This is a genomic window from Proteus vulgaris (assembly GCF_033708015.1).
In the GTDB taxonomy this organism is placed as follows: domain Bacteria; phylum Pseudomonadota; class Gammaproteobacteria; order Enterobacterales; family Enterobacteriaceae; genus Proteus.
Genome location: NZ_CP137920.1, coordinates 583,375 through 606,193, shown reverse-complemented (window position 1 = coordinate 606,193; position 22,819 = coordinate 583,375). Strand labels below are relative to the sequence as shown.

The 22,819-nt window shown below is 40.3% G+C and carries 18 protein-coding genes; 6 read left to right on the top strand and 12 right to left on the bottom strand.

Annotation, left to right across the window (positions count from 1 at the left end; translation table 11 throughout):
- Positions 1 to 4: 4 nt before the first annotated feature.
- The 6 genes from SB028_RS03030 to SB028_RS03005 are packed head-to-tail and all read right to left on the bottom strand — an operon-like array spanning position 5 to position 4,413.
- Positions 5 to 670 (bottom strand): urease accessory protein UreF, encoded by a 666-nt coding sequence (locus tag SB028_RS03030; RefSeq protein ID WP_069368683.1) that lies wholly within the window; start codon positions 668 to 670, stop codon positions 5 to 7.
- A 24-nt stretch (positions 671 to 694) separates the two neighbouring features.
- Complete coding sequence (ureE, locus tag SB028_RS03025; protein WP_069368684.1) at positions 695 to 1,192, bottom strand: urease accessory protein UreE; 498 nt, start codon at positions 1,190 to 1,192, stop codon at positions 695 to 697.
- Between the two features lie 25 nt (positions 1,193 to 1,217).
- Complete coding sequence (gene ureC / locus SB028_RS03020; protein WP_069368685.1) at positions 1,218 to 2,921, bottom strand: urease subunit alpha; 1,704 nt, start codon at positions 2,919 to 2,921, stop codon at positions 1,218 to 1,220.
- Positions 2,918 to 3,244, bottom strand: coding sequence for an urease subunit beta (locus tag SB028_RS03015; protein WP_069368686.1), 327 nt, complete (start codon positions 3,242 to 3,244; stop codon positions 2,918 to 2,920). The genes ureC and SB028_RS03015 overlap by 4 nt, the downstream gene beginning before the upstream one ends.
- 8 nt (positions 3,245 to 3,252) lie before the next feature.
- Positions 3,253 to 3,555: an urease subunit gamma gene (locus tag SB028_RS03010; protein WP_069368687.1), complete on the bottom strand. Its 303-nt coding sequence runs from the start codon at positions 3,553 to 3,555 to the stop codon at positions 3,253 to 3,255.
- A 21-nt stretch (positions 3,556 to 3,576) separates the two neighbouring features.
- Positions 3,577 to 4,413 carry an urease accessory protein UreD gene (locus SB028_RS03005; RefSeq protein WP_248620552.1) on the bottom strand — a complete coding sequence of 279 codons (837 nt, stop codon included), beginning with the start codon at positions 4,411 to 4,413 and terminating at the stop codon, positions 3,577 to 3,579.
- 494 nt (positions 4,414 to 4,907) lie between these two features.
- Here SB028_RS03005 and SB028_RS03000 point away from each other — a divergent pair, with 494 nt between their 5' ends.
- Positions 4,908 to 5,798, top strand: coding sequence for an AraC family transcriptional regulator (locus SB028_RS03000; RefSeq protein ID WP_069368688.1), 891 nt, complete (start codon positions 4,908 to 4,910; stop codon positions 5,796 to 5,798).
- A 2-nt stretch (positions 5,799 to 5,800) separates the two neighbouring features.
- Here SB028_RS03000 and mtgA read toward each other — a convergent pair whose 3' ends face one another.
- The 3 genes from mtgA to arcB all read right to left on the bottom strand — a co-directional run bounded on the left by mtgA (position 5,801) and on the right by arcB (position 9,746).
- A complete protein-coding gene (gene mtgA, locus SB028_RS02995; RefSeq protein WP_069368689.1) occupies positions 5,801 to 6,502 on the bottom strand; it encodes a monofunctional biosynthetic peptidoglycan transglycosylase in 702 nt (233 codons plus the stop codon).
- 20 nt (positions 6,503 to 6,522) lie between these two features.
- Positions 6,523 to 7,173 (bottom strand): isoprenoid biosynthesis glyoxalase ElbB, encoded by a 651-nt coding sequence (elbB, locus tag SB028_RS02990; protein ID WP_069368690.1) that lies wholly within the window; start codon positions 7,171 to 7,173, stop codon positions 6,523 to 6,525.
- Positions 7,174 to 7,409: 236 nt separating this feature from the next.
- Positions 7,410 to 9,746, bottom strand: coding sequence for an aerobic respiration two-component sensor histidine kinase ArcB (gene arcB, locus SB028_RS02985; RefSeq protein ID WP_069368691.1), 2,337 nt, complete (start codon positions 9,744 to 9,746; stop codon positions 7,410 to 7,412).
- 674 nt (positions 9,747 to 10,420) lie between these two features.
- On the opposite strand from arcB, the gene gltB reads away from it, so the two are divergent.
- From gltB to SB028_RS02960, 5 genes are all read left to right on the top strand, one after another.
- The gene (gltB, locus tag SB028_RS02980) at positions 10,421 to 14,881 is read left to right on the top strand and encodes a glutamate synthase large subunit (RefSeq protein WP_318859803.1); all 4,461 of its coding nucleotides are present in this window, start codon (positions 10,421 to 10,423) and stop codon (positions 14,879 to 14,881) included.
- Between the two features lie 9 nt (positions 14,882 to 14,890).
- On the top strand, positions 14,891 to 16,288 hold the full coding sequence (locus SB028_RS02975) for an FAD-dependent oxidoreductase (RefSeq protein WP_069368693.1): 1,398 nt from the start codon (positions 14,891 to 14,893) through the stop codon (positions 16,286 to 16,288).
- Positions 16,289 to 16,797: 509 nt separating this feature from the next.
- Positions 16,798 to 18,072, top strand: coding sequence for a C4-dicarboxylate transporter DcuC (gene dcuC / locus SB028_RS02970; RefSeq protein ID WP_069368694.1), 1,275 nt, complete (start codon positions 16,798 to 16,800; stop codon positions 18,070 to 18,072).
- Between the two features lie 14 nt (positions 18,073 to 18,086).
- Positions 18,087 to 19,355, top strand: coding sequence for an amidohydrolase (locus SB028_RS02965; protein WP_069368695.1), 1,269 nt, complete (start codon positions 18,087 to 18,089; stop codon positions 19,353 to 19,355).
- A 150-nt stretch (positions 19,356 to 19,505) separates the two neighbouring features.
- A complete protein-coding gene (locus SB028_RS02960) occupies positions 19,506 to 20,531 on the top strand; it encodes a MerR family transcriptional regulator (protein ID WP_069368696.1) in 1,026 nt (341 codons plus the stop codon).
- Between the two features lie 79 nt (positions 20,532 to 20,610).
- Here SB028_RS02960 and sspB read toward each other — a convergent pair whose 3' ends face one another.
- The 3 genes from sspB to rpsI all read right to left on the bottom strand — a co-directional run bounded on the left by sspB (position 20,611) and on the right by rpsI (position 22,816).
- Positions 20,611 to 21,120: a ClpXP protease specificity-enhancing factor gene (sspB, locus tag SB028_RS02955; protein ID WP_069368697.1), complete on the bottom strand. Its 510-nt coding sequence runs from the start codon at positions 21,118 to 21,120 to the stop codon at positions 20,611 to 20,613.
- 5 nt (positions 21,121 to 21,125) lie between these two features.
- Complete coding sequence (sspA, locus tag SB028_RS02950; protein ID WP_069368698.1) at positions 21,126 to 21,767, bottom strand: stringent starvation protein SspA; 642 nt, start codon at positions 21,765 to 21,767, stop codon at positions 21,126 to 21,128.
- Between the two features lie 656 nt (positions 21,768 to 22,423).
- On the bottom strand, positions 22,424 to 22,816 hold the full coding sequence (rpsI, locus tag SB028_RS02945) for a 30S ribosomal protein S9 (RefSeq protein WP_004245284.1): 393 nt from the start codon (positions 22,814 to 22,816) through the stop codon (positions 22,424 to 22,426).
- Between the last annotated feature and the right edge of the window lie 3 nt (positions 22,817 to 22,819).

Below are 22,819 nucleotides of genomic sequence, written 5' to 3'. Positions count from 1 at the left end.
TTTCTCATGAACGAAAAAGTCGAGTGTATTGTGTTTCATGGCGACTACTGGCAATAATTTGCGCGGGTGTAAAACTCCCAATATCTTCCGTTGGCCAATGTGCAGATTGCTCAACAATTGCTGGGATCTGCTCGGCTAATGTAAACAATATTTTCTGTCCCGCACTCTGCCCTAATGGGATCAGTTTTACGCCTGACATCACCGTATTTTCAAGCCAACCCCAAGCGTAAGCACAACATAACTTTTCGGAGGAAATACTCCATTTCACAGCCGCTAACGCAAATGCCATGAGTTGTGTCTGTTTTACACACGCTTGTAACGTCTCATCTAACTCAATATCTAATTGAGGAAGTAAACGAGCAAAAGCGATACCGCGTTGGCGCTCTTCTTGTCTTAACTCTTTCGTTTCACGACTTGCGACAATAAAATCACACCAATATTTCACTTCACTCATTTTGGCTTGTGCCAAACTTTCTTGTAATCGCCGTAAGATAGGAAGCTCTAACGTTGCTAACGTACCGGCCATTTGGGTGCTTAGCCACTCCGCTAATGTTTGAGGACAACAAACCCACCCCTTTTCAATCGCCCACTCTACCCCTTGAGAATAAGTAAACGATCCCACGGGTAAAGAAGGACTGACTAATTGATATAAGCGTAGATCTGCAAGCATCAATAGGCTCCCTTATTCAAATAATTAGTGATGATGATCATCATGAGAATGGTGATGATGATGATGACCACCTGACGATCCCCCATAAGCGCCCGGTTCGGGTTGGTATTTCTCTAACCCCACAACGACATTGGCACCTAAACCTCTCGCCATATCATCTAAAACATGATCATGAAAATAACGACACCAACCCGCTTCAATTTGCAATGGAACATGACGATTACCTAAGTGGTAACAAACACGAGCCAATAATAGCGGATCGTCACTATACACGGTTGAAACTTGCTCTTTTGCAGCTTCAATCGTTACTTGCGTATTATCTTCAGACAGTAAGATATCGCCCTCTTTTAGCACCGTACCACGAGGCAAAAATAACCCAGCTTCTTGCCCATCACTTAATGTCACTTTTAAACGACTTTTCGTCCTTTCATCCATCGTCAAACACAAAGTAAGAGCCTGTTTTTCGGACGTTGCTGTTGCAAGTGCTTTTTGTTTATCAATAAGTTGAGTAAATCTTTTCATGCTCTATATTCTCGGTAAACGCTTATCAAAAGAGAAAATAGCGTTGTGCCATAGGTAATTGCGTTGCAGGTTCACACACTAATGGCACACCATCTGCTTTCACAATATAGGTTTGAGGATCAAGCTCGATATGAGGCACATAACTATTGTGGATCATCGACGCTTTAGTAATAGTACGACAGCCTTTAACACGACCAATTAAGCTCTTTAAACCCAGCTTTTCAGGCACCCCTGCGTCGATCCCTGCTTTCGACATAAAGATCATCGAGGTTTGATATTTGGCTTTACCTAAACACGCATACATTGGACGATAATGCACCGGCTGAGGCGTTGGAATAGCCGCATTAATATCGCCCATTGGGGCATAAGCCACCATGCCTCCTTTCATGATCAATGCGGGTTTCACACCAAAGAAAGCCGGATCCCATAAAACCAAATCAGCTAATTTCCCTTTTTCAATAGAACCAACTTCATGTGCAATACCATGCGCTAAAGCAGGATTAATCGTATACTTCGCCACATAGCGTTTAATGCGATGGTTATCACTTTCCGCGGTATCACCTTCTAATGTGCCACGTTGTAATTTCATTTTGTGTGCACACTGCCAAGTACGAAGAATAACTTCACCTACGCGCCCCATAGCCTGTGAGTCCGATGACATAACAGAAATCGCTCCCATATCATGTAAGATATCTTCTGCAGCGATGGTTTCACGGCGAATACGAGATTCAGCAAAAGCCACATCTTCGGGAATAGAAGGATCAAGGTGATGACAAACCATCAACATATCAAGATGCTCATCTACCGTGTTAATGGTATAGGGCATTGTTGGGTTAGTGGAAGCGGGTAGAATATTAGGCTCACCGACGGATTTAATGACATCAGGTGCGTGCCCACCACCTGCGCCTTCTGTGTGGAAAACGTGGATCACGCGGCCAGCTATCGCTTTCACGGTTTCTTCATAGAAACCGCCTTCATTTAAGGTGTCAGAGTGAATAGCAACTTGCACATCCATTTCATCGGCAACATTAAGACAGTTATGAATTGCCATTGGTGTTGCGCCCCAGTCTTCATGAATTTTTAGACCAATAGCACCCGCTTCAATTTGTTCACGAACAGCTTCAGGTTGGCTCACACAACCTTTACCAAATAAACCGACGTTAATTGGAAGTTCATCAACCGCTTCTAACATGCGGTGCATGTTCCAAATACCAGGAGTTACTGTGGTTGCATTAGTTCCTGCAACGGGACCTGTGCCACCGCCAATAAACGTGGTGACACCAGAAACTAAACCTTCTTGTGCTTGTTGAGGGCAGATAAAGTGAATATGTGTATCAACACCACCTGCGGTAACGATTTTACCTTCGCCCGCAACGACTTCTGTGGCAGGTCCTACAACAATACTTACATTAGGTTGTACATCTGGATTACCCGCTTTGCCGATACCCACAATGCGACCATCTTTGATCCCGATATCCGCTTTTACAATGCCCCAATGATCTAAAATAATGGCGTTGGTAATAAGTACATCAACACATTCAGCGTTGACAACTTGGCTCTGCCCCATACCATCACGGATCACTTTACCACCACCAAACTTGACCTCTTCGCCATAAGTGGTGAAGTCTTTTTCAATTTCAAGAAAAAGCGCAGTATCGGCTAATCGCAGACGGTCACCTGTTGTTGGACCAAACATATCTGCATAAGCTTGACGTGAGATAGTTTTCATTTTTTCTCACTCTCCAATTTACCCATTACTTTGCCATGAAAGCCGTAAATCTCACGCTTTCCTGCAAAAGCCACTAATTCAACAGTACGGCTTTGACCTGGTTCAAAACGAACCGCCATACCTGCTGGAATATTTAAACGAAAACCTAATGTGCCTTCTCGTTCAAATTTCAACGCGTCATTCACTTCATAAAAATGATAATGAGAGCCGACTTGCACGGGCCGATCGCCATGATTAGCAACCTGTATTGTTTTTGTCTCTCGACCTGCATTAAGTTCAATATCACCTAATGCTTGGTTAACTCTAATTTCACCGGGTATCATGTTGTTACCTACACAATAGGATCATGAATAGAAACAAGTTTTGTACCATCTGGGAATGTACATTCCACTTGAATGTCTTTTATCATTTCGGGTACACCTTCCATAACTTGTTCTGCTGTCAAAACAGAGCGTCCTTCACTCATCAATTGGGCAACGGTTTTCCCCTCTCTCGCCCCTTCCATAATGGCGCAACTAATCAGTGCAACCGCTTCAGGATAATTAAGCTTGAGCCCTTTCGCTAAACGTCTTTCAGCAACAAGACCCGCTGTAAAAAGCAGTAATTTATCTTTTTCTCTTGGTGTTAATTCCATTTCTGCTCCTAAAATTAACGATTATGTCGCCCATATACGAGGCGGCTCAGGGCAATACCCTAACCAGTGTTGTCTGACGGTTTGCCAAACTTGGGCAAAACACGCCATCATTGGCTCTGTTTGAGAGCCTAATAACCGTAAAACTAAAATACCGTCTACATCCGTTAAACCATATTCGATAATATGATCGTAAGAAGCTGAGAAAGCCTCAATACTTTGCTGAATAAGGCTTTTTAACTTATCCGTTGCGGGATAAATATACAGTGATCCCAACATCGGAAATTCACGCATTGCCGCCGATCTTTTTTGTAAACCATCAACAAAAATCGACTCAGTTAATGTCAACTTTTCATCGATATAGAAATTTAAACGCCCTTTTACATTGCCATTATCAAACCATTCATTTAAAACGGGGCGACCAAAACATTGGATTTCCCAGCCAATAAATCTGGCCGTAGATGCAATATGAATATCCGTTTTCAAACGAACTTGCGCTTCAGGAAAAAAGATATTTTCTTGAGGTAACCACTCTAAAAAGCCATTAGGTGCCACGTTTAAGGTTTGAACTTGCTGAGCAACACCACCTGCACTGCGATAAAATTTAGTGGCTCCAGGGGTGGTGAGCAGTGCGTGCGCTTGGGGCTGCACATCAATATTAATCAATAACTTATCGCCGCCCACCACGCCACCTGGAGGATGAAGCAAATAAGTGTGTGCAATACCTTGCTCAGGGTAAAAAGGGCGCTGAACCATTAATGGGCCGATATGGCGCTTTTCTGTAAGACGTGTTATTTCGCGTTTTACTTCATAACGTAAAACGATTTCAGCAAGCCAACCCTTCCCTGAAAAGTCAGACATACTCACTCCTGCCAACTCGGCAAATTTATCAATAAATCAGGAAAATACGTGAATACATACAGCGCTATCCATAAGATTGAATCATTCAAAATCAAATAGAAAATAAGCTAATGAATGTTGGATAGGGTGTGGATAAAAGACGAACAGTGATATCCTAAGAACAGGATAATCTCCTCCGTCTGTGACGCGCGATTCTACACCTTATTACGAAAAATGCGTTTTGAATAAATAACAATTTATTTAGAAAAAATGACACTGTTTAAAATAAATGTAAAAAATGAGCAGATATCTATATTGTCATGCTTTATCAACAAGATTATATTCTGCTTCACTCTCGTTCTGCTTTGCATGACAACACGAATTTAAATTAGAATAATCTTTCTATTTATTATTCTAGTCGTGGCTTATCAGTTTATACAACAAATGCGCTCATTTTGAGTATTGTTCATTTAAGCAAGATGAATGCTTAACTTGCCTACGGTATATCGGAAATCATGGAATACAAACACATTCTGTCCTCTAACCAAATGTCTTTAAAAACGTTTTACATCGAAAACCCGATGATAGCGATGGTTAGTGGCGCAAAAGGTACGATTTGCATCAATGGACAAACCATTGATGTCTCTAGCCATTTAACGCTTATTATTCCGAAATACAGTCAAGTTTCTTGCGACATAGTCAGTCAATTTACGCATAAATCTATCGAACTACACACACTTGTATTATGTGAAACAGAGCTTCAATCTGTTTTCTCTTTACTAAAACCTTTAATTAAATCTAGCTCGCCACTGACAAGCCACCTTCCTGCTTACCATTTATCAACGCCTGAAGTGATAAAAAGTAATTTTGGCATTTTAAAACAGTGCTTACCGTTACCACATGGCTCTCCATCTCAAGAAACCATGTTTATGCAGCAATGCTTATTTTTTATTTTGATGGCGGTGTATCAAGAAGGTATCGATATTTTAAATATCTTTAGATTTAACTATGATGAGCCGAAAAATCAGGCAATTACGCATTTAATTACGCAAGATCCACAAAGAAAATGGCATTTAGAAGATGTGGCTAAAACACTTTTCACAACGCCATCAACATTACGTCGACATTTAAGTAAAGAAGGCGTCTCATTTTGCCAGCTATTACTGGATGTCAGAATGGGTATTGCGTTAAATTACCTGACCTTTTCCAATTACTCTGTTTTTCAAATAAGTCATCGCTGTGGTTTTGGCAGTAATGCTTATTTTTGCGATGCGTTTAAACGTAAATACGGTATGACCCCCTCACAATTTCGCATCCAGTCTCGTCAATCTAACGATCCCTCTGCGATAACAAAGTTATCGGAGAAGATTGCAGAGCCTAATAGAAAAATATTTCAAACCTTATAAAGTTATGACAAATTATTTTTCTTTAAAAAGGAGGTTCCCCCCATTAGTCGCATTTGATTTAAGATCCACTGCTGTCGTTTGAGGGTGTAAGCAGAAGGTTTATTTACGTGATAAATATGCGGATTAGGTAATACTGCGGCTAATAATGCCGCTTCATGACGGGTAAGTTGTTTCGCAGGCTTTCTAAAATAGTGTTGAGAAGCCTGCTCTACACCAAAGATCCCATCACCAAACTCAACAATATTCAGATACACCGTTAAAATACGTTTTTTTGACCAAACAAGCTCGACAACAGGCGTCATTCCTGCCTCAAGCCCTTTTCTTATCCAACTACGACCATCCCATAAAAAGAGATTTTTGACCGTTTGCTGAGAAATCGTTGATGCACCACGTAATGTTTTCCCGTTGTTATTATTTTTTTTGAAAACTTTCTCAATAGCATCAAAATCGAATCCCCAATGTTTAGGAAAATTTTGATCTTCAGAAGCAATAACCGCTAAATACATTACGGGAGCGATCTCTTTTTCACTTACCCATGTTGAATGTGATACATAAGAGAAATCAAATTCACTCCAAGCAGAAATTTGTCTTTGAACCATAACAGCAGAAAAAGGCACAGGTAAAAAAGAAAACAGCACAACTGTTAACAGCCATAAAGCAATTAGAATAATTAATACTTTCTTTAACTTTCTCACCAGTACCATCTGCTGTTTTCGCCTACTCTTTATGCCATTTCAAGGACTTTCTTAACCAGTTTCTCAATCCCCACCTGTGCTTGTGCAATAGATTGTGCAAGCATATACGCAGGCGTTGTGACAACACGATATTTTTCATCAACAACAATATCATCGACAGGGCAATCGATATGAACGCCGCCCATTTTTTCAATCACACAAGCGGTTTCCACGTCATTTCCAATTGTTAATTTTACTGGAGAATTTAACATTTTTGGTAACATTACAGGTGCAATACACATTAACCCTAATGGTTTGTTTTGCTGATGCATCGCTTGTACGAATCTTAAGAGATCTTTGTTAATTTCACAGCCCTCCCCTTTTGTTGCAAAATCGCACAGATTCTTCGCCGCACCAAAACCACCAGGAATAATGACAGCATCAAAGTTTTCGGCCTTTGCTTCTGATAAAGGGGAGATTTTTCCACGAGAAATACGAGAAGATTCTTCCATCATATTCCTTTTTTCTGGTTTTTCCTCACCTGTAATATGATTAATTACAGTTGGTTGTAAATCATTAGGTGAAAAATAATGAACTTCAGCATTATTTTGGCTTAAAGCAAGCATTGTGAGTACTGATTCATGAATTTCACTCCCATCGAACACACCACAGCCACTTAAAATTACCGCAATTGATTTCATATCTTTCTCCGTTTGTAGTAGATTACTAGTTACCCATTTATAGGTGTAAACACCAATCGGCATCACATATTTAAATGTTTCTTGTAACAAAAAAACTTATCTTTGCTATTTTGTTGCTTGTATGATGTATGGAATAGTTTCATCCTATTCGCCTATGTAATGAGAATCAAAAAAGCGGATAGAAAAGTTTCCCTGGTGTTGGCGCAGTATTCGCGCACCCCAACCTTCGGTTGGGGTTATTTTTTTGTAGCGTCTGATAACCAGTTTCTTAAACTTTCCACATCCTTTCTCCAATCTCTTTCTAACTCATCAACCCATTCTTGTACATTGTCCCACCAAGCAGGCAATTCTGATGATTGGATCTGTTTAGCGAGTTGCTGTAAATGTTTTAAACCAATAGAACCCGCTGCCCCTTTAATTTTATGCCCCTCTTCTGAAATACCCTTCTCATCACGAGCTGTTAGGTTAGATTCAAGGACTGACATATAACTTGGCATCATCTTTTCAAAAACCGCTAGACCATCAGTGATTAATTGAGGTCCGACGAGTTCGATGTATTGATTCAGCATGTCTATATCTAATAATTCTTCATTTTTATTCAACAATTCCGATGACTCATTACATGGCACAGAAACCGCACCATCTCCCCAAAATTTATTGATAATCGCGGTAAGTGCGTCCACAGAAAGAGGTTTACTTAACACATCATTCATTCCCGCATCCAAATACTCTTTTTTGTCTTTCAAAACATTTGCTGTTAACGCAATAAGAGGAGGGAGTTCATTACTGTCGAATTCTTGGCGTAATTTTCTTGAAATATCGAAACCTGTCATATCAGGTAATTGAATGTCTAATAGCACTAAGTCATATTCATTAGGCTTAAACATCGATAACGCTTCGGCTCCGGTCATCGCAACATCAACAGTATTACCCAGCTTTTCTAAAACAGAGCAGGCAACAATCACGTTAAGTTCAATATCTTCAACAAGCAGAATATTTAAAGCAGGTAATAAGAGCTCATCGTCATTTTCGATATCGTGATGCTCTTCAATCGCAGGAGCGACGATAGAGAGGGTAAAAGTAGATCCCTTACCTAACTCACTCTCGACACGAATATCACCGCCCATATGCTGTGCTAGACGTTTTGAGACGGCAAGTCCGATGCCCGTTCCCGTTGCAGAACGACCACCTTGGCTATCATTGACTTGATAGTACATGGCAAAGATTTTCTCAAGCTCACTTTTTGGAATACCAATTCCGCTATCTTTCACTTCAAAGAACAACTTATCTGGCGCTTCTTGCCAAATACGTACTTTGATTTCACCTTCTTGAGTAAACTTCACGGCATTACCGATGAGATTCCATAAAATCTGGCGTAGTCGAGTCCCATCAGAGGTTATCTTATGCGGTAGCGTTTCTTCTGCTTCGAGTGTGAATTTCAATCCTTTTGGCTGTACTAACAGTCCAGACAGATTTTCTAAATCAGAAATAAATTCTGTGAAGTCTATTGGCTGGTTATCCAACTGAATTTTTCTACGCTCAATTTTGTCCATTTCAATCACGTCATTAAAAATATTCCCTAACGTAATCGCACTCACATGGATCGTTTTTAAGTAATTGAGTTGTTCGGGTGAAAGCTCGGTATCCAATAAGATACGGCTTAATCCAACAATGCCATTTAGCGGTGTACGCAATTCATGGCTGATTGTTGAAATAAAGGTGGTTTTATCACGGCTCGCGTTCTCTAGCGCGTCTTGATAGCGCTTACGCTCTGTAATGTCACGTCCAAAGCCCATTAAGCCATGACGTTTACCAATACGATCATAAAATGGGACTTTACGCAGTTCAAAACACGCCTTGCGTCCATCAGGATAAACTAGCCACTGCTCATAAGTGAGTGACACATTATGACGGAAAACTTTTTCATCCGTTTCCATCACTTTTACCGCAATATCTTCGTCATACACATCAAGTGGTGTTAAACCGATAAGTTGTTTCTCACTTTTACCGGTCAGTAATTCCGTCGCACGATTACATCCTGAAAATTCATTATCTTCATTGCGGTAATAAACTAAATCAGGAGAGGCATCTAAAAATGAGCGTAACAGTGAAGATTGCTGCTCAAGTTCAATTTGCGTCAATTCACGACGCTTCATTTCGCTTTTTAATTTTTCTAATAGTTCAAGATGCGCTTTTTCAACTTTTTCACGCTCTTGTATTTCCAAGTTCAATTGCTCAATATTCTCTTTTAATTGAGAATTTAACTCTAAGTCGCGCTGTCGCATTACACCCAGCTTATCCACCATACGAGATAAACGGCGTCGTGATTCTTCAAGCTGTTCAACCACAACAGAGAGAAAATAGACAGCCCAAGGCGTAATGATCAGTCCAAAGAAAATAGAGCGAACAAGGTCAATACTGGTGACATCACCTGCAAGCAAGAATGTCACCGCCATTTGAACAACCATCGCTAAAACAACTAATGCAGAAGCTAATAACAATGAGAAGCGAATTAACCCCAGCCTCATCATTAAATCAACGTAGTATTGGGCAAGCCCTTTGAGCAATTTCATTGAAAACTCCAATATATTGAATCTATGGAATGATAACCCAAAAATGAATTGGCGCAGTGGTGAACATTCAGAAATCTTGCGAAGAGTGGTAATTTCTCATTACTTTGTTTGATTTAATTCCGCTATTTTCTCTCAACGAGCCTATCTGAGACAGATACATTAATAAAAACAATACAAAACCAAACAACATAAATGAAAGCGATATCAACAATAAATAGACCTTATTATAAAAAATGCAATTTGTCTTTTTTTATACAAAATGTACAAAAACAATAAAACTCTGAAATAAGAATAATCATTAGAATAACTCACTACCCGTTTTTATCATTAAAGGATGAGATAAAGCTAAATAGCTCAAATAAAGTGATATAGCTCACATAAAAAAACCGATCACATACTATTTTAAAATAGAATAATTTGATTATTAATCAATACATTAAAATAAAAATTTCCTTATCTATTGTATCTCAGATAACTATCCCTACACATTGACCTGATTTTTATTTATCGATAAGTTGAAAAGGCATTGCATAGCAATATAAAAAACACATCAAGCTAGGCAAACACAACATCATCCGACTGAGCACCCATAAATTTACCTACATACTTTGAGCCAAAACGTTCCTTTTGCGCTCTTTTTTGAGGTGTCCAGTAAACTAAGTAGGGATCAAAAAATGCTCTATCAAAAGACACAGGAAAAAGACAATTGTGGGTTTGGGTTGATCGCGCATATTGAAGGACAAGCCAGCCATAAGATTGTCAGAAATGCCATCCATGGTCTTGCCAGAATGCAACACCGTGGCGCTATTCTTTCCGATGGTAAAACCGGCGATGGTTGCGGACTACTCTTGCAAAAACCAACGCGTTTTTTCCAATTAGTTGCACAAGAAAAAGGCTGGCATTTAACTAAAAATTACGCCGTAGGAATGCTATTTCTAAGCCAAGATCCCAATATTGCCAAACAATGCCGTCTCATCGTTGAAGAAGAACTACAACGTGAAACACTTTCTCTTGTTGGCTGGCGTAAAGTGCCTATTAACACGGATATTTTAGGCGCTATTGCCCTTTCGTCTCTTCCTTTAATCGAACAAGTGTTTGTTAATGCACCTGCTGGCTGGCGGATAAATGACATTGAGAGACGACTCTTTGTTGCCCGCAGACGTATTGAAAAGCGCATTACTGACAATGATTTTTATATTTGTAGCCTTTCTAATTTAGTGACAGTTTATAAAGGCCTCTGTATGGCCATTGATTTACCCCGTTTTTTTACCGATCTTGCTGATCTACGTATGGAATCTTCAATTTGTTTATTCCACCAGCGTTTTTCAACTAACACCACCCCTAGATGGCCACTTGCACAACCTTTTCGTTATTTAGCACATAACGGTGAAATTAATACCATTACAGGTAATCGCCAATGGGCTAAAGCTCGTGCCTATAAATTCCATACTCCCCTTATTCCTGATCTACAAAGTGCAGCCCCTTTTGTGAATGAAAATGGCTCAGATTCAAGTTCACTCGATAATATGCTAGCGCTTTTTCTCAATGGTGGTATGGATATTGTTCGTGCCATGCGATTATTAGTGCCCCCCGCATGGCAAAATAATCCACAAATGGATGAGGATTTACGGGCATTTTTTGATTTTAACTCAATGCATATGGAGCCTTGGGATGGTCCAGCAGGTATTGTATTATCAGATGGTCGTTATGCCGCATGTACGCTAGATAGAAACGGTTTGCGCCCTGCTCGCTACGTTATCACTACAGATAACATCATCACCTGTGCTTCTGAAATAGGTATTTGGGATTATCAACCTGATGAAGTGCGAGAAAAAGGACGAGTCGGTCCCGGTGAACTGATGGTCATTGATACGCGTCATGGGCGCATTTTACACTCTGCCGAAACCGATGAAGATTTAAAAAGACGCCACCCTTATAAACTGTGGTTAGAGCGTAATGTCAAACGTTTAACGCCGTTTGAAGACTTACCAGAACAACAAGCCACAGGACAACGTGCCTTTAATGACACTTTATTAGCGACCTATCAAAAGCAATTTGCCTATAGCCAAGAAGAGCTTGAAAACATTTTGCATGTACTCGCAGAGAATGGGCAAGAAGCAACTGGCTCAATGGGTGATGACACGCCATTTGCGGTGCTTTCTCAACGCCCTCGTCTTATTTATGACTATTTCAGACAAAAATTTGCGCAAGTCACAAATCCGCCCATAGATCCATTGAGAGAAGCGCATGTTATGTCTTTAGCGACCTGCATTGGCCGCGAGATGAATGTATTTTGTGAAGCGGAAGGTCAAGCACATCGACTGAGTTTTACATCGCCTATTTTACTTTATAGCGACTTCCAACAGCTTATTAATCAAGAAAATCCTTATTACCAATCCGTTCATCTCGATATCACTTATCAACCAACAGAATGCAACCTAGAAACAGCGTTACGCCAATTATGCGTACAAGCACAACAGGAAGTTAATCGTGGTGCGGTATTATTGGTTTTATCAGATAGAAACATCACTAAAGAGCGATTACCTATCCCTGCGCCTATGGCTGTTGGTGCGGTGCAAAAAACATTGGTAAATAATAACTTACGTTGTGATGCCAATATCATTGTCGAAACAGCCAGTGCCCGTGATCCTCACCATTTTGCCGTATTGCTCGGATTTGGTGCTACGGCTATTTATCCTTATCTTGCTTATGAATCGTTAGCTCAACGTGTTGATAAAAAAATCCTGCAAGCAAGCTATGCCCAAGTCATGCTGAATTACCGCAACGGCATAAATAAAGGGTTGTATAAGATCATGTCCAAAATGGGCATTTCAACCATTGCCTCTTACCGTTGCTCTCAACTTTTTGAAGCCGTTGGATTAAATGATAGGGTTGTCGAGCTCTGTTTTACAGGCGTTGATAATCGGATTAATGGCGCTGATTTCAGCGATTTTGAACACGATTTATTTAATCTTTCTAAGCGAGCTTGGTTAATTCGTCATCCTCTCGAAGCGGGTGGCTTATTAAAATATGCCCATAAAGGGGAATACCATGCTTATAATCCAGATGTCGTTCAAGCACTACAAAAAGCCGTCAATAGCGGGGAATATACCGATTATCAGCATTATGCAAACCTTGTGCAACAGCGCCCAATAACAACCTTACGCGATATGCTAATCCTGAATAACAAAACAACGCCTATCGCGATTGAAGAAGTCGAACCTGAAACAGAATTATTTAAACGCTTTGATACAGCTGCAATGTCAATAGGGGCACTGAGCCGAGAAGCGCATGAAGCGCTTGCGCAAGCAATGAATACATTGGGGGGATTTTCAAATTCAGGTGAAGGGGGCGAAGATCCGGCTCGTTACGGCACCAATAAAGTCTCACGGATTAAACAGATTGCCTCAGGTCGCTTTGGCGTGACGCCTTCTTATCTAATGAGCGCAGATGTTTTACAAATTAAAGTCGCACAAGGGGCAAAACCAGGTGAAGGGGGGCAACTCCCTGGAGATAAAGTCACACCTTATATTGCGCAACTGCGTTATGCGGTACCGGGTGTTACCCTAATATCCCCCCCACCTCATCACGACATCTACTCTATTGAAGATTTAGCACAGCTTATTTTCGACTTAAAACAGATCAATCCAACAGCACTGATTTCTGTAAAACTCGTGTCAGAGCCCGGTGTGGGCACCATTGCTACGGGTGTTGCCAAAGCTTACGCAGATTTGATCACCATTGCTGGTTATGACGGTGGTACCGGTGCAAGCCCTTTAACCTCCGTAAAATATGCGGGTAGCCCGTGGGAACTAGGCTTAGTTGAAACTCAACAAGCATTAGTAGCAAATAATCTACGTCATAAAATTCGTTTGCAAGTCGATGGAGGATTAAAAACGGGTCTAGATATTATTAAAGCGGCGATTTTAGGCGCAGAGAGCTTTGGATTTGGTACTGGACCAATGGTGGCATTAGGCTGTAAATACCTGCGCATTTGCCATTTAAATAATTGCGCAATGGGTGTGGCAACTCAAGATGAAACGCTCCGTCGTAACCATTATCACGGATTACCAGAACGCGTTATTAACTACTTTCGTTTTATTGCGCAAGAAACCCGTGAGTTAATGGCATTACTTGGCGTAAGAAAAATCACCGATTTAATCGGTCGAACCGATCTACTTTCATGCCTAGAAGGTGTTAGCAGTAAACAACAAAAACTCTCTTTAGGGGGATTATTAGAAACAGCGACGTCACCATCAGGTAAGGCGCTTTATTGTCAGGAAAATAATAATACTTATGATAAAGGCGAATTAAATCAGCATATTGTTGCTCAAACAAGAGATGCTGTGGAGCAACAAAAAAGCCAAACATACTATTTTGATATTCGTAATACAGATCGCTCAGTAGGCGCAACGTTATCCGGTATTATTGCCAAAAAATGGGGTGAAAATGGCTTATCTGCCACACCCATTAAACTTTATTTTACGGGAACCGCAGGTCAAAGCTTTGGGGTATGGAATGCGCAAGGCGTTGAATTAACCTTAGTCGGTGATGCTAATGATTATGTTGGTAAAGGTATGGCAGGTGGTCGTATTGTCATTTCACCTCCCGTTGGTTCTGCATTTAAAAGTCATCATGCAACCATTATGGGTAATACCTGCCTTTATGGTGCAACCGGTGGAAAACTCTATGCATCAGGCTTGGCTGGGGAACGTTTTGCCGTCAGAAACTCGGGTGCCATTGCTGTTGTTGAAGGCGTTGGCGATAATGGATGTGAATATATGACTGGCGGTATTGTCTGCGTTTTGGGTAAAACAGGCATCAACTTTGGTGCAGGAATGACGGGGGGATTTGCCTACCTACTCGATGAAGATCTCACGTTATCGCAACGTATCAATACTTCATCGATTGAGTTACTTCCTGTTGCATCCTTTGCCATCCTCGCAGAACATCTACGAGGCATGATTGCTGAACATGTCAGGCTGACAGGCTCACAGCATGGAGAAAAATTACTTTCACAGTGGGAATATTGGTCACAACATTTCAAATTGGTTAAGCCAAAATCCAGTGATGTCAATGCGTTACTTGGTCATCCCCGTCGTTCATCTGCTGAATTACGCGTTCAGGCACAATAGGAGAATATGATGAGTCAGAATGTGTATCAGTTTATCGACTTAAATCGTGTTGAGCCGACTAAAAAACCGTTAGCAATTCGCAAAATTGAGTTTATTGAAATCTATGAGGCTTTTTCACCGCAGCAAGCTTCTGCACAAGCTGATCGCTGTTTAGGCTGCGGGAATCCTTATTGTGAATGGAAATGCCCTGTTCATAATTACATTCCTAATTGGTTAAAGCTGGCAAACGAAGGACGTATTATTGAGGCGGCTGAGCTTTCTCATCAAACAAACAGTTTGCCTGAAATTTGCGGTCGTGTTTGCCCTCAAGATAGGCTTTGTGAAGGTGCTTGTACGCTTAATGATGATTTTGGCGCAGTCACCATCGGCAATATTGAGCGTTACATCAATGACACCGCCTTAGCACAAGGATGGCGGCCCGATCTTTCTCACGTCACAATGACCGATAAAAAGGTCGCCATTATTGGTGCTGGCCCTGCGGGTCTTGCCTGTGCTGATGTTCTTATTCGACAAGGCGTAAAACCGATTGTTTATGATAAACATCCAGAAATTGGGGGATTACTTACGTTTGGTATCCCCTCTTTTAAACTCGAAAAATCATTGATGATCCGACGCCGCGAATTATTTAGTGAAATGGGGATCGAGTTTTGCCTTAATACAGAAATAGGTAAAGATATCTCTCTAAATACCCTAATAACACACTATGACGCTGTATTTTTAGGGTTAGGTACTTATCACAATTTACGCGGTCATTTTCCTAATGAAAATGCGAATGGTGTTTATAGCGCCCTACCTTATTTAATTGGTAATACACGTTATTTAATGGGTTATGATGAAGATCCTCAAACACCTTATATCGACCTTAAAGATAAAAATGTCGTGATATTAGGAGGTGGTGATACCGCAATGGACTGTGTGCGTACTGCAATTCGCCAAAGCGCCAATAAAGTCACTTGTGTATATCGTCGTGATGAAAGCAATATGCCGGGTTCAAAACGTGAAGTAAAAAATGCCAAAGAAGAAGGCGGCGAATTTTTATTTAATCTTCAACCTATAGATATTGAAGTCGATAATCAAAATAATGTTGTTGGTATTCACGTTATTAAAACTCAAGGCGATAAAACATTAATACCGATTGAAGGAAGTGAGCATTTATTATCTGCTGATGCAGTTATCCTCGCATTTGGCTTTAAGCCTGCACATTATCCATGGTTAGATGAAAATAATATTGAATATGCATCTTCAGGCAGAATTATTATTTCAGATAATCAAGAAATACCACATCAAACAACAAACCCTAAAGTATTTGCTGGCGGCGATATTGTACGAGGTTCTGATCTTGTAGTAACAGCAATAGCAGAAGGAAGAGAGGCAGCAGAAGGAATATTGCGATATTTATCATGTTAAATATTTTTTATATTCGTTATTTAAAATAACAATTTCTCTTATTTATTATCCCATTTAATTTAAGTGGGATAATTTTTCAATAATATCGGTAAAATTAATAAATAGTATTTAAGTATCATCAAGATATCAGACGAAATAATCATTCTCATTACCATTTAATCTCATTTATAGAATAATATTTTGATAAAAAGCAATATTCTTTTTTGTATCAAAATAACACTCATGATCTATATTAAATATAATTTATTTCCGTATTTTTTACTTTATCACTTTTTATTTAACCTTTCCGTCATCTTTTAATGATAATTGTTTTACAGCATTTGTTAATAACATCACAGTCTAAAAAAATAGATTTTATTTCGGCTATTAAATTTGATAACAATCAAATATTGTCAACCTACCAACTTCATAATGGAGTCACCTAATAACTTTACAGAAAAATATAATTTATTGATGTTAGGTTCATTTTCACAATTAATATTATTGTCATAATTAACTAGGGGATCACTATGGTGATGCAACTGATAGCAGTAGCCGTTATTATCGTAACTGTCTATTTGCTAATAAAAAAATATGAAACCCGAATGGTGCTCATTGGTGCCGGCTTATTACTCTGTATTTTAAGTCTAACCCCCTTAGATGCATTTACTGCATTTAGTGAGCGCATGGTATCTTCATCATTAATTCAAGCAATCTGTTCGAGTATGGGTTTTGCTTATGTGATGAAATACACCAAATGTGATATGCATCTGGTTCATGTTTTATCAAAAGTAATGACTCGTCTTGGCTTCTTTCTTATCCCTGCGACGGTTGTCGTAACGTATTTTATTAATATCGCAATCCCATCAGCAGCAGGTTGTGCAGCCGCAGTAGGTGCAACGCTCATTCCATTATTAATTGCAGCACGTATTCATCCAGCTATCGCGGGTGGTGCCGTGTTATGTGGTACTATCGGCTCAATGTTAAGCCCAGGTATGTCGCATAACGCCTTCGTTGCTAATATGGCAAATATGGAAGTAGTTGATTTAATTGCTCGCCATAGCCCATACAGCTTAATGGCTGGTGGTATCGCAGCCGTTTCACTGGCAGTTGTCGCGTTAGTCAAAAAAGAGTTCAAAGTGGCTTCTGCTACTGGTGATGCATCATCTTCATCAGCACAAGCAACCCCTGAAGCTGTTCGCCCTAACTACTTATATGCAACAGCACCTTTCATTCCATTAATTCTGTTAATTCTGCCGTTCTTCGAGACGTTCAGTACATTTAAACTGTCTGTACCAGCGGCAATGTTAATCGGTTCTATCTATGCTCTGTTCATCACATTAACTAACCCTGCTCAAATTACCAAAGAGTTCTTTAAAGGTATGGGTAATGCTTATGGTGATGTATTAGGTATCATCATTGCAGCCGCTGTATTCGCAGCAGGTTTGAAAGCTTCAGGTTTAATCGACGCGTTCATCAACTTCTTAACTCATTCTCCTGAATTTGCTCGCTGGGGGGGGACGTTAGGGCCATTCTTAATGGGTATTATTACAGGTTCTGGTGACGCAGCAGCATTCGCATTTAACGAAACAGTCACACCTCATGCGGCACAATTCGGTTATGAAATCCCTGATATGGGTATGGCTGCGGCATTATCTGGCGCGTTAGGTCGTACTATGTCACCACTGGCGGGTGCAGCAATTGTTTGTGCTGGCCTTGCAAATGTAAACCCTATGGAAATCGCAAAACGTACTGCACCGGGTATGATTATCGGCGTCATCGCTGTTGCGTTATTCATGTTATAAGTGGAGAAATGAATATGTCAGCAATTACACTAGAAAAATTAATAAAATGGCGTCGTGAGTTTCACCAATATCCAGAAATTGGTTGGTCTGAATTTTTAACCACAGCAAAAATCGTCAAAGAACTACGTAGCTTAGGTTTAGACGTTAAAGTTGGCCCCGATGTTATCAATCAAGAGTTTGCTTTTGGTCGCCGCCGTCAAGTTGTAGAAAAAGGCCTAGCTGTTGCAAGAGAGCATAACGTTGATGAAGCTCTACTTGATGAAATGAAAGAGCTAACTGGCTGTGTGGCTATCTTTGATAGCGGTAAAGCAGGTCCAACAGTTGCACTGCGTTTTGATATCGACTGTGTGGGTGTTAACGAAGCAACCGACACTAAACACCGTCCTCATGCCGAAAACTTTGCTTCATGTCACGCTGGTGAAATGCACGCTTGTGGTCACGACGGACACATTTCTATCGGTTTAGGCGTTGCTCACTGGTTAGTTGAAAATAAAGATAAAGTCATTGGTAAAGTTAAAATCTTATTCCAACCCGCAGAAGAAGGCGTTCGTGGCGCTCGTGCGATGGCTGAAAGCGGTATCGCCGATGATGCAGATTACTTCTTAGGTGCACACTTAGGCTTTATCGCCAATAGTGGTGAGATTGTTATTAATCCAACACATTTCTTATGTACCACTAAATATGACTTCCGTTTTAAAGGTGCCCCCTCTCACGCAGGTGCAGAGCCAGAATTAGGCCGTAATGCATTAGCCGGTGCTTGCCACGCAGCAACACAAATGCTGGGCATTTCTCGCCATGGTAAAGGCATGTCACGTATCAACATCGGTGTATTAAAAGCCGGTGAAGGTCGTAATGTCACTCCAGCGAATGCTGAAATGCAAATTGAAGTGCGTGGTGAAAACGAAGAGATCAACAGCTTTATGGCTGCAAATGCAGTGCGTATGGCTGAAGGTGCAGCACATAGCTTCCAGTTAGAAATGGAAAGCGAAATCATGGGTGAAGCCGTTGACCTGACGAATGACCAAGAACTCATTGATGTTATGACCAAAGTGGTTGGTAAACATCCTGAGCTAACTGCCGTTGCTACTCGCCCATTCGGTGGTAGTGAAGATGCAACCGTATTAGCGAAACGAGTACAACGTTGTGGTGGTAAATCACTGTATTTCGTTGTTGGTGCTGATAGAACAGCAGGTCATCACCAAGCAGGCTTTGATTTCGACGAAAAACAATTAATGACTGCGGTTAATCTTTACACGGGTTGTTTAGAAGAGCTGCTGAAATAATCTCTCTTATTTAATTGACTCATTAAAACGCTCTATATCACTATAGGGCGTTTTTTTATGCTGTTTTATCGTACAAAAAAATTTAAATTAACCTATTGACCCTTACGTTACGTGAGGTTTTAACCTGCATGGCATACAGGAGGTGAAGATATGCTATTTCAAGTAGGAGAGATCGCTAAAAAGACGGGATTAACGGTCCGTACTCTCCATCATTATGAAGAGATAGGTTTATTGCAACCGACTGCAAGAACCGATGCAGGTTATCGACTCTACGATATGAAAAGCATAGAGCGATTAACACAAATTCAAATGCTACGTCAAATTGGCGTCAAACTGAAAGACATCGGTCATATTCTTAATGGTCATAGTGCAAAGGTAGCTTGTTTAATTGAAGAGCGCATTAGCCAATTAACCACGCAAATGCAACAAATTGCCAAATTGCGTTATCAGCTAGAGCATGTTCAACAACAAATACAAACAGGCACGCCATTTACGCAACATGACTGGTTTTCTCTATTGGAGATGATGTCTATGTACGATAAATATTTTACTTATTCTGAATTAGCGCAGTTACCACTCTATACTGCGCACACATTAAAAAGCCAAGCATGGCAACAGCGTATTTCAACCGTCAATAATTTGATTAAACAGGGTAAATCTGCCGATTCAAATGAAGCCATGCAAGTTTCAAGAGAGTGGATGATAGCTTTAGAGCAAGATACTGGGGGTAATCCGGACTTTTTTGTCCGTTTAAATAAAATGCATATTTCTGATGATGAGTTTGCGACTGCTACTGGTATTACTAAACAGATGATAGATTTTGTTACTAAAGGCTTTAGCGAATATCAATTATCTGTTTTTAAATCTCATCTGACCCCAGAACAATTTGCAGTCGTACATCAGCACTATTTTGATGCTGGTAGTGTCTGGCCTGAGCTTATTTCTGGATTATATAATGCACTCACTTCAGGAGAAAAAGCGGATTCAGAGCAGGTACAAAATCTCGCTAAGATGTGGCTAAATATGTTCAATCAGTTTACACAGGGTGATAGCGATATTCAGGCAAAGATCCGTACCATTTATCAAACTGATCATGAAATCGCTAAAGGTACATGGATGACACCTGAGATTGGTCAATATTTATTTACGGCTATTAGTTTACTAGTGCAAAAATAGCGTTAATTTAAAAATCAAATAGATATAAAAAAGCCCAGCATTTGAACTGGGCTTTATGCAATGAAAATAAAAACGCTATTTACTTCACAACACGCAATGATGGGCGACCTGTTGGACGAGGTGGCTCAGGATCATCATCTGGTGAAGAGGTATCAGCTTCGACAGCTTCATCAGTGACAAGAGATAAACCTTCACTAGCTGGAGCTATATTGTTCTCTTCACTATCATCTTCAGCAAACTGTAATGATGCACCAGATTCATAAGCAGGCTCTGGCTCAAACATCATTCCCGCACCGTTTTCTCTCGCATAAATAGCCATAACAGCAGCCATAGGCACTCGCACTTTGCGAGGTATGCCACCAAAGCTTGCACTAAATAAAACCTGATACGGCGTTAACTCTAAGTCATCTACTGCACGAGATGAAATATTTAGTACAATTTGACCATCGTGCGCATATTCCATTGGGACTTGAACACCAACAATATTCACATCAACCACTAAATGTGGTGTTAAATCGTTCTCGATGATCCAGTCATAATGCGCACGTAACAAATGCGGACGACGCGGAGACATATCCATAATCTCCATACCTTTTACCCTCTTGAAGGTAAGCGCATCTCACGCTCTGCTTCGGTTAATGACGCGAGGAAAGAATCACGCTCAAAAACACGTTGCATATAAATTTGTACATCTTTAGCGCCTGCACCACTTAAATCTACACCGAGTACAGGTAGACGCCATAACAGAGGAGCAAGGTAGCAATCGACTAAGCTAAACTCTTCACTCATAAAGTAAGGATATTCTTTAAACACAGGAGATACAGCCAGTAGCTCTTCTGCTAACTGTTTACGAGCTGCATTTGCTTGCTGGTCAGTGCCTTTTTCAATGGTGTTCATCAAAGAATACCAATCATGCTCGATACGATGCATCATTAAACGGCTGCTACCACGAGCAACAGGATAAACGGGCATTAAAGGAGGATGAGGGAAGCGTTCATCAAGATATTCCATGATGATACGTGAATCATACAGAGTCAGCTCACGATCAACCAAAGTCGGTACACTTTGGTAAGGGTTTAGATCGATAAGATCCTGTGGAAGATTACCAGCTTCAACCTGTTCAATTTCAACACTGACACCTTTCTCCGCTAGGACAATTCTGACCTGATGGCTGAAAATATCAGTCGGACCGGAAAACAAAGTCATTACCGAACGTTTGTTGGCAGCGACAGCCATGAAAACCTCCAAGTTAATCAATTAAAGAAATGAATTAGCACAATGCCTTTTCCATTTCCCCATTCCTAAAAGACAAGCACACAAACGCAGTAGACCTAAATAAATATTTAAGGAGTAACTGCATTGGGTAACTACCTGTATAACAGTGTTATCGTGGGATAATCATATTTTACAGGGTTAAAAACTTACCTGTCTTTGCGGCACATATCATTATCAAGTAATACCAAAATAATCATTCAACAATCATTATTGTCATAATAATTTTGGTATGACTTTCAAACTCATCACAGGTATTACTATCAATATACCCATTGGCAACAATGATGAAGTCATAGAAAGAAAGACACCAAAGCGGGTTATTCTACCAGAATTCATGTTACTTAGGGGGGCTAATGCAAATAATTCAATACAATATGTCATAATGCCTTAAAAGTAAGATTATAATATCAAAAAATAATTTTTTTTAGAGATAACATCTAAAAAATAGACTTTTCAATACGACCGTTATCTTACATAAAGCCTGTTTTATCAATAATAGTATCATGCATTAGCAACATTCTGTTTTTATTATTAATAAACACAAATAAGTCAAAAATAAAAAACCCGCCTGTGAAGACGGGTTTTCAACATCAAATTGATATCTAAAAGATAACAAATTAACGTTTAGAGAACTGTGGACGACGACGTGCTTTACGCAGACCCACTTTCTTACGTTCAACAGAACGCGCATCACGGGTTACGAAACCAGCTTTACGCAGATCAGAACGTAGAGTCTCATCATATTCCATCAGTGCACGAGTGATACCGTGACGGATCGCGCCAGCTTGACCAGAAATACCACCACCTTTAACAGTGATGTATAAATCTAATTTACCCAGCATATCAACTAATTCCAGCGGTTGACGAACAACCATACGTGCTGTTTCGCGGCCAAAGTAAACTTCTAGGCTACGTTTGTTGATTACGATATTACCGCTACCTGGCTTAATGAAGACACGTGCGGAAGAACTTTTGCGGCGACCTGTGCCGTAGTATTGATTATCAGCCATTGC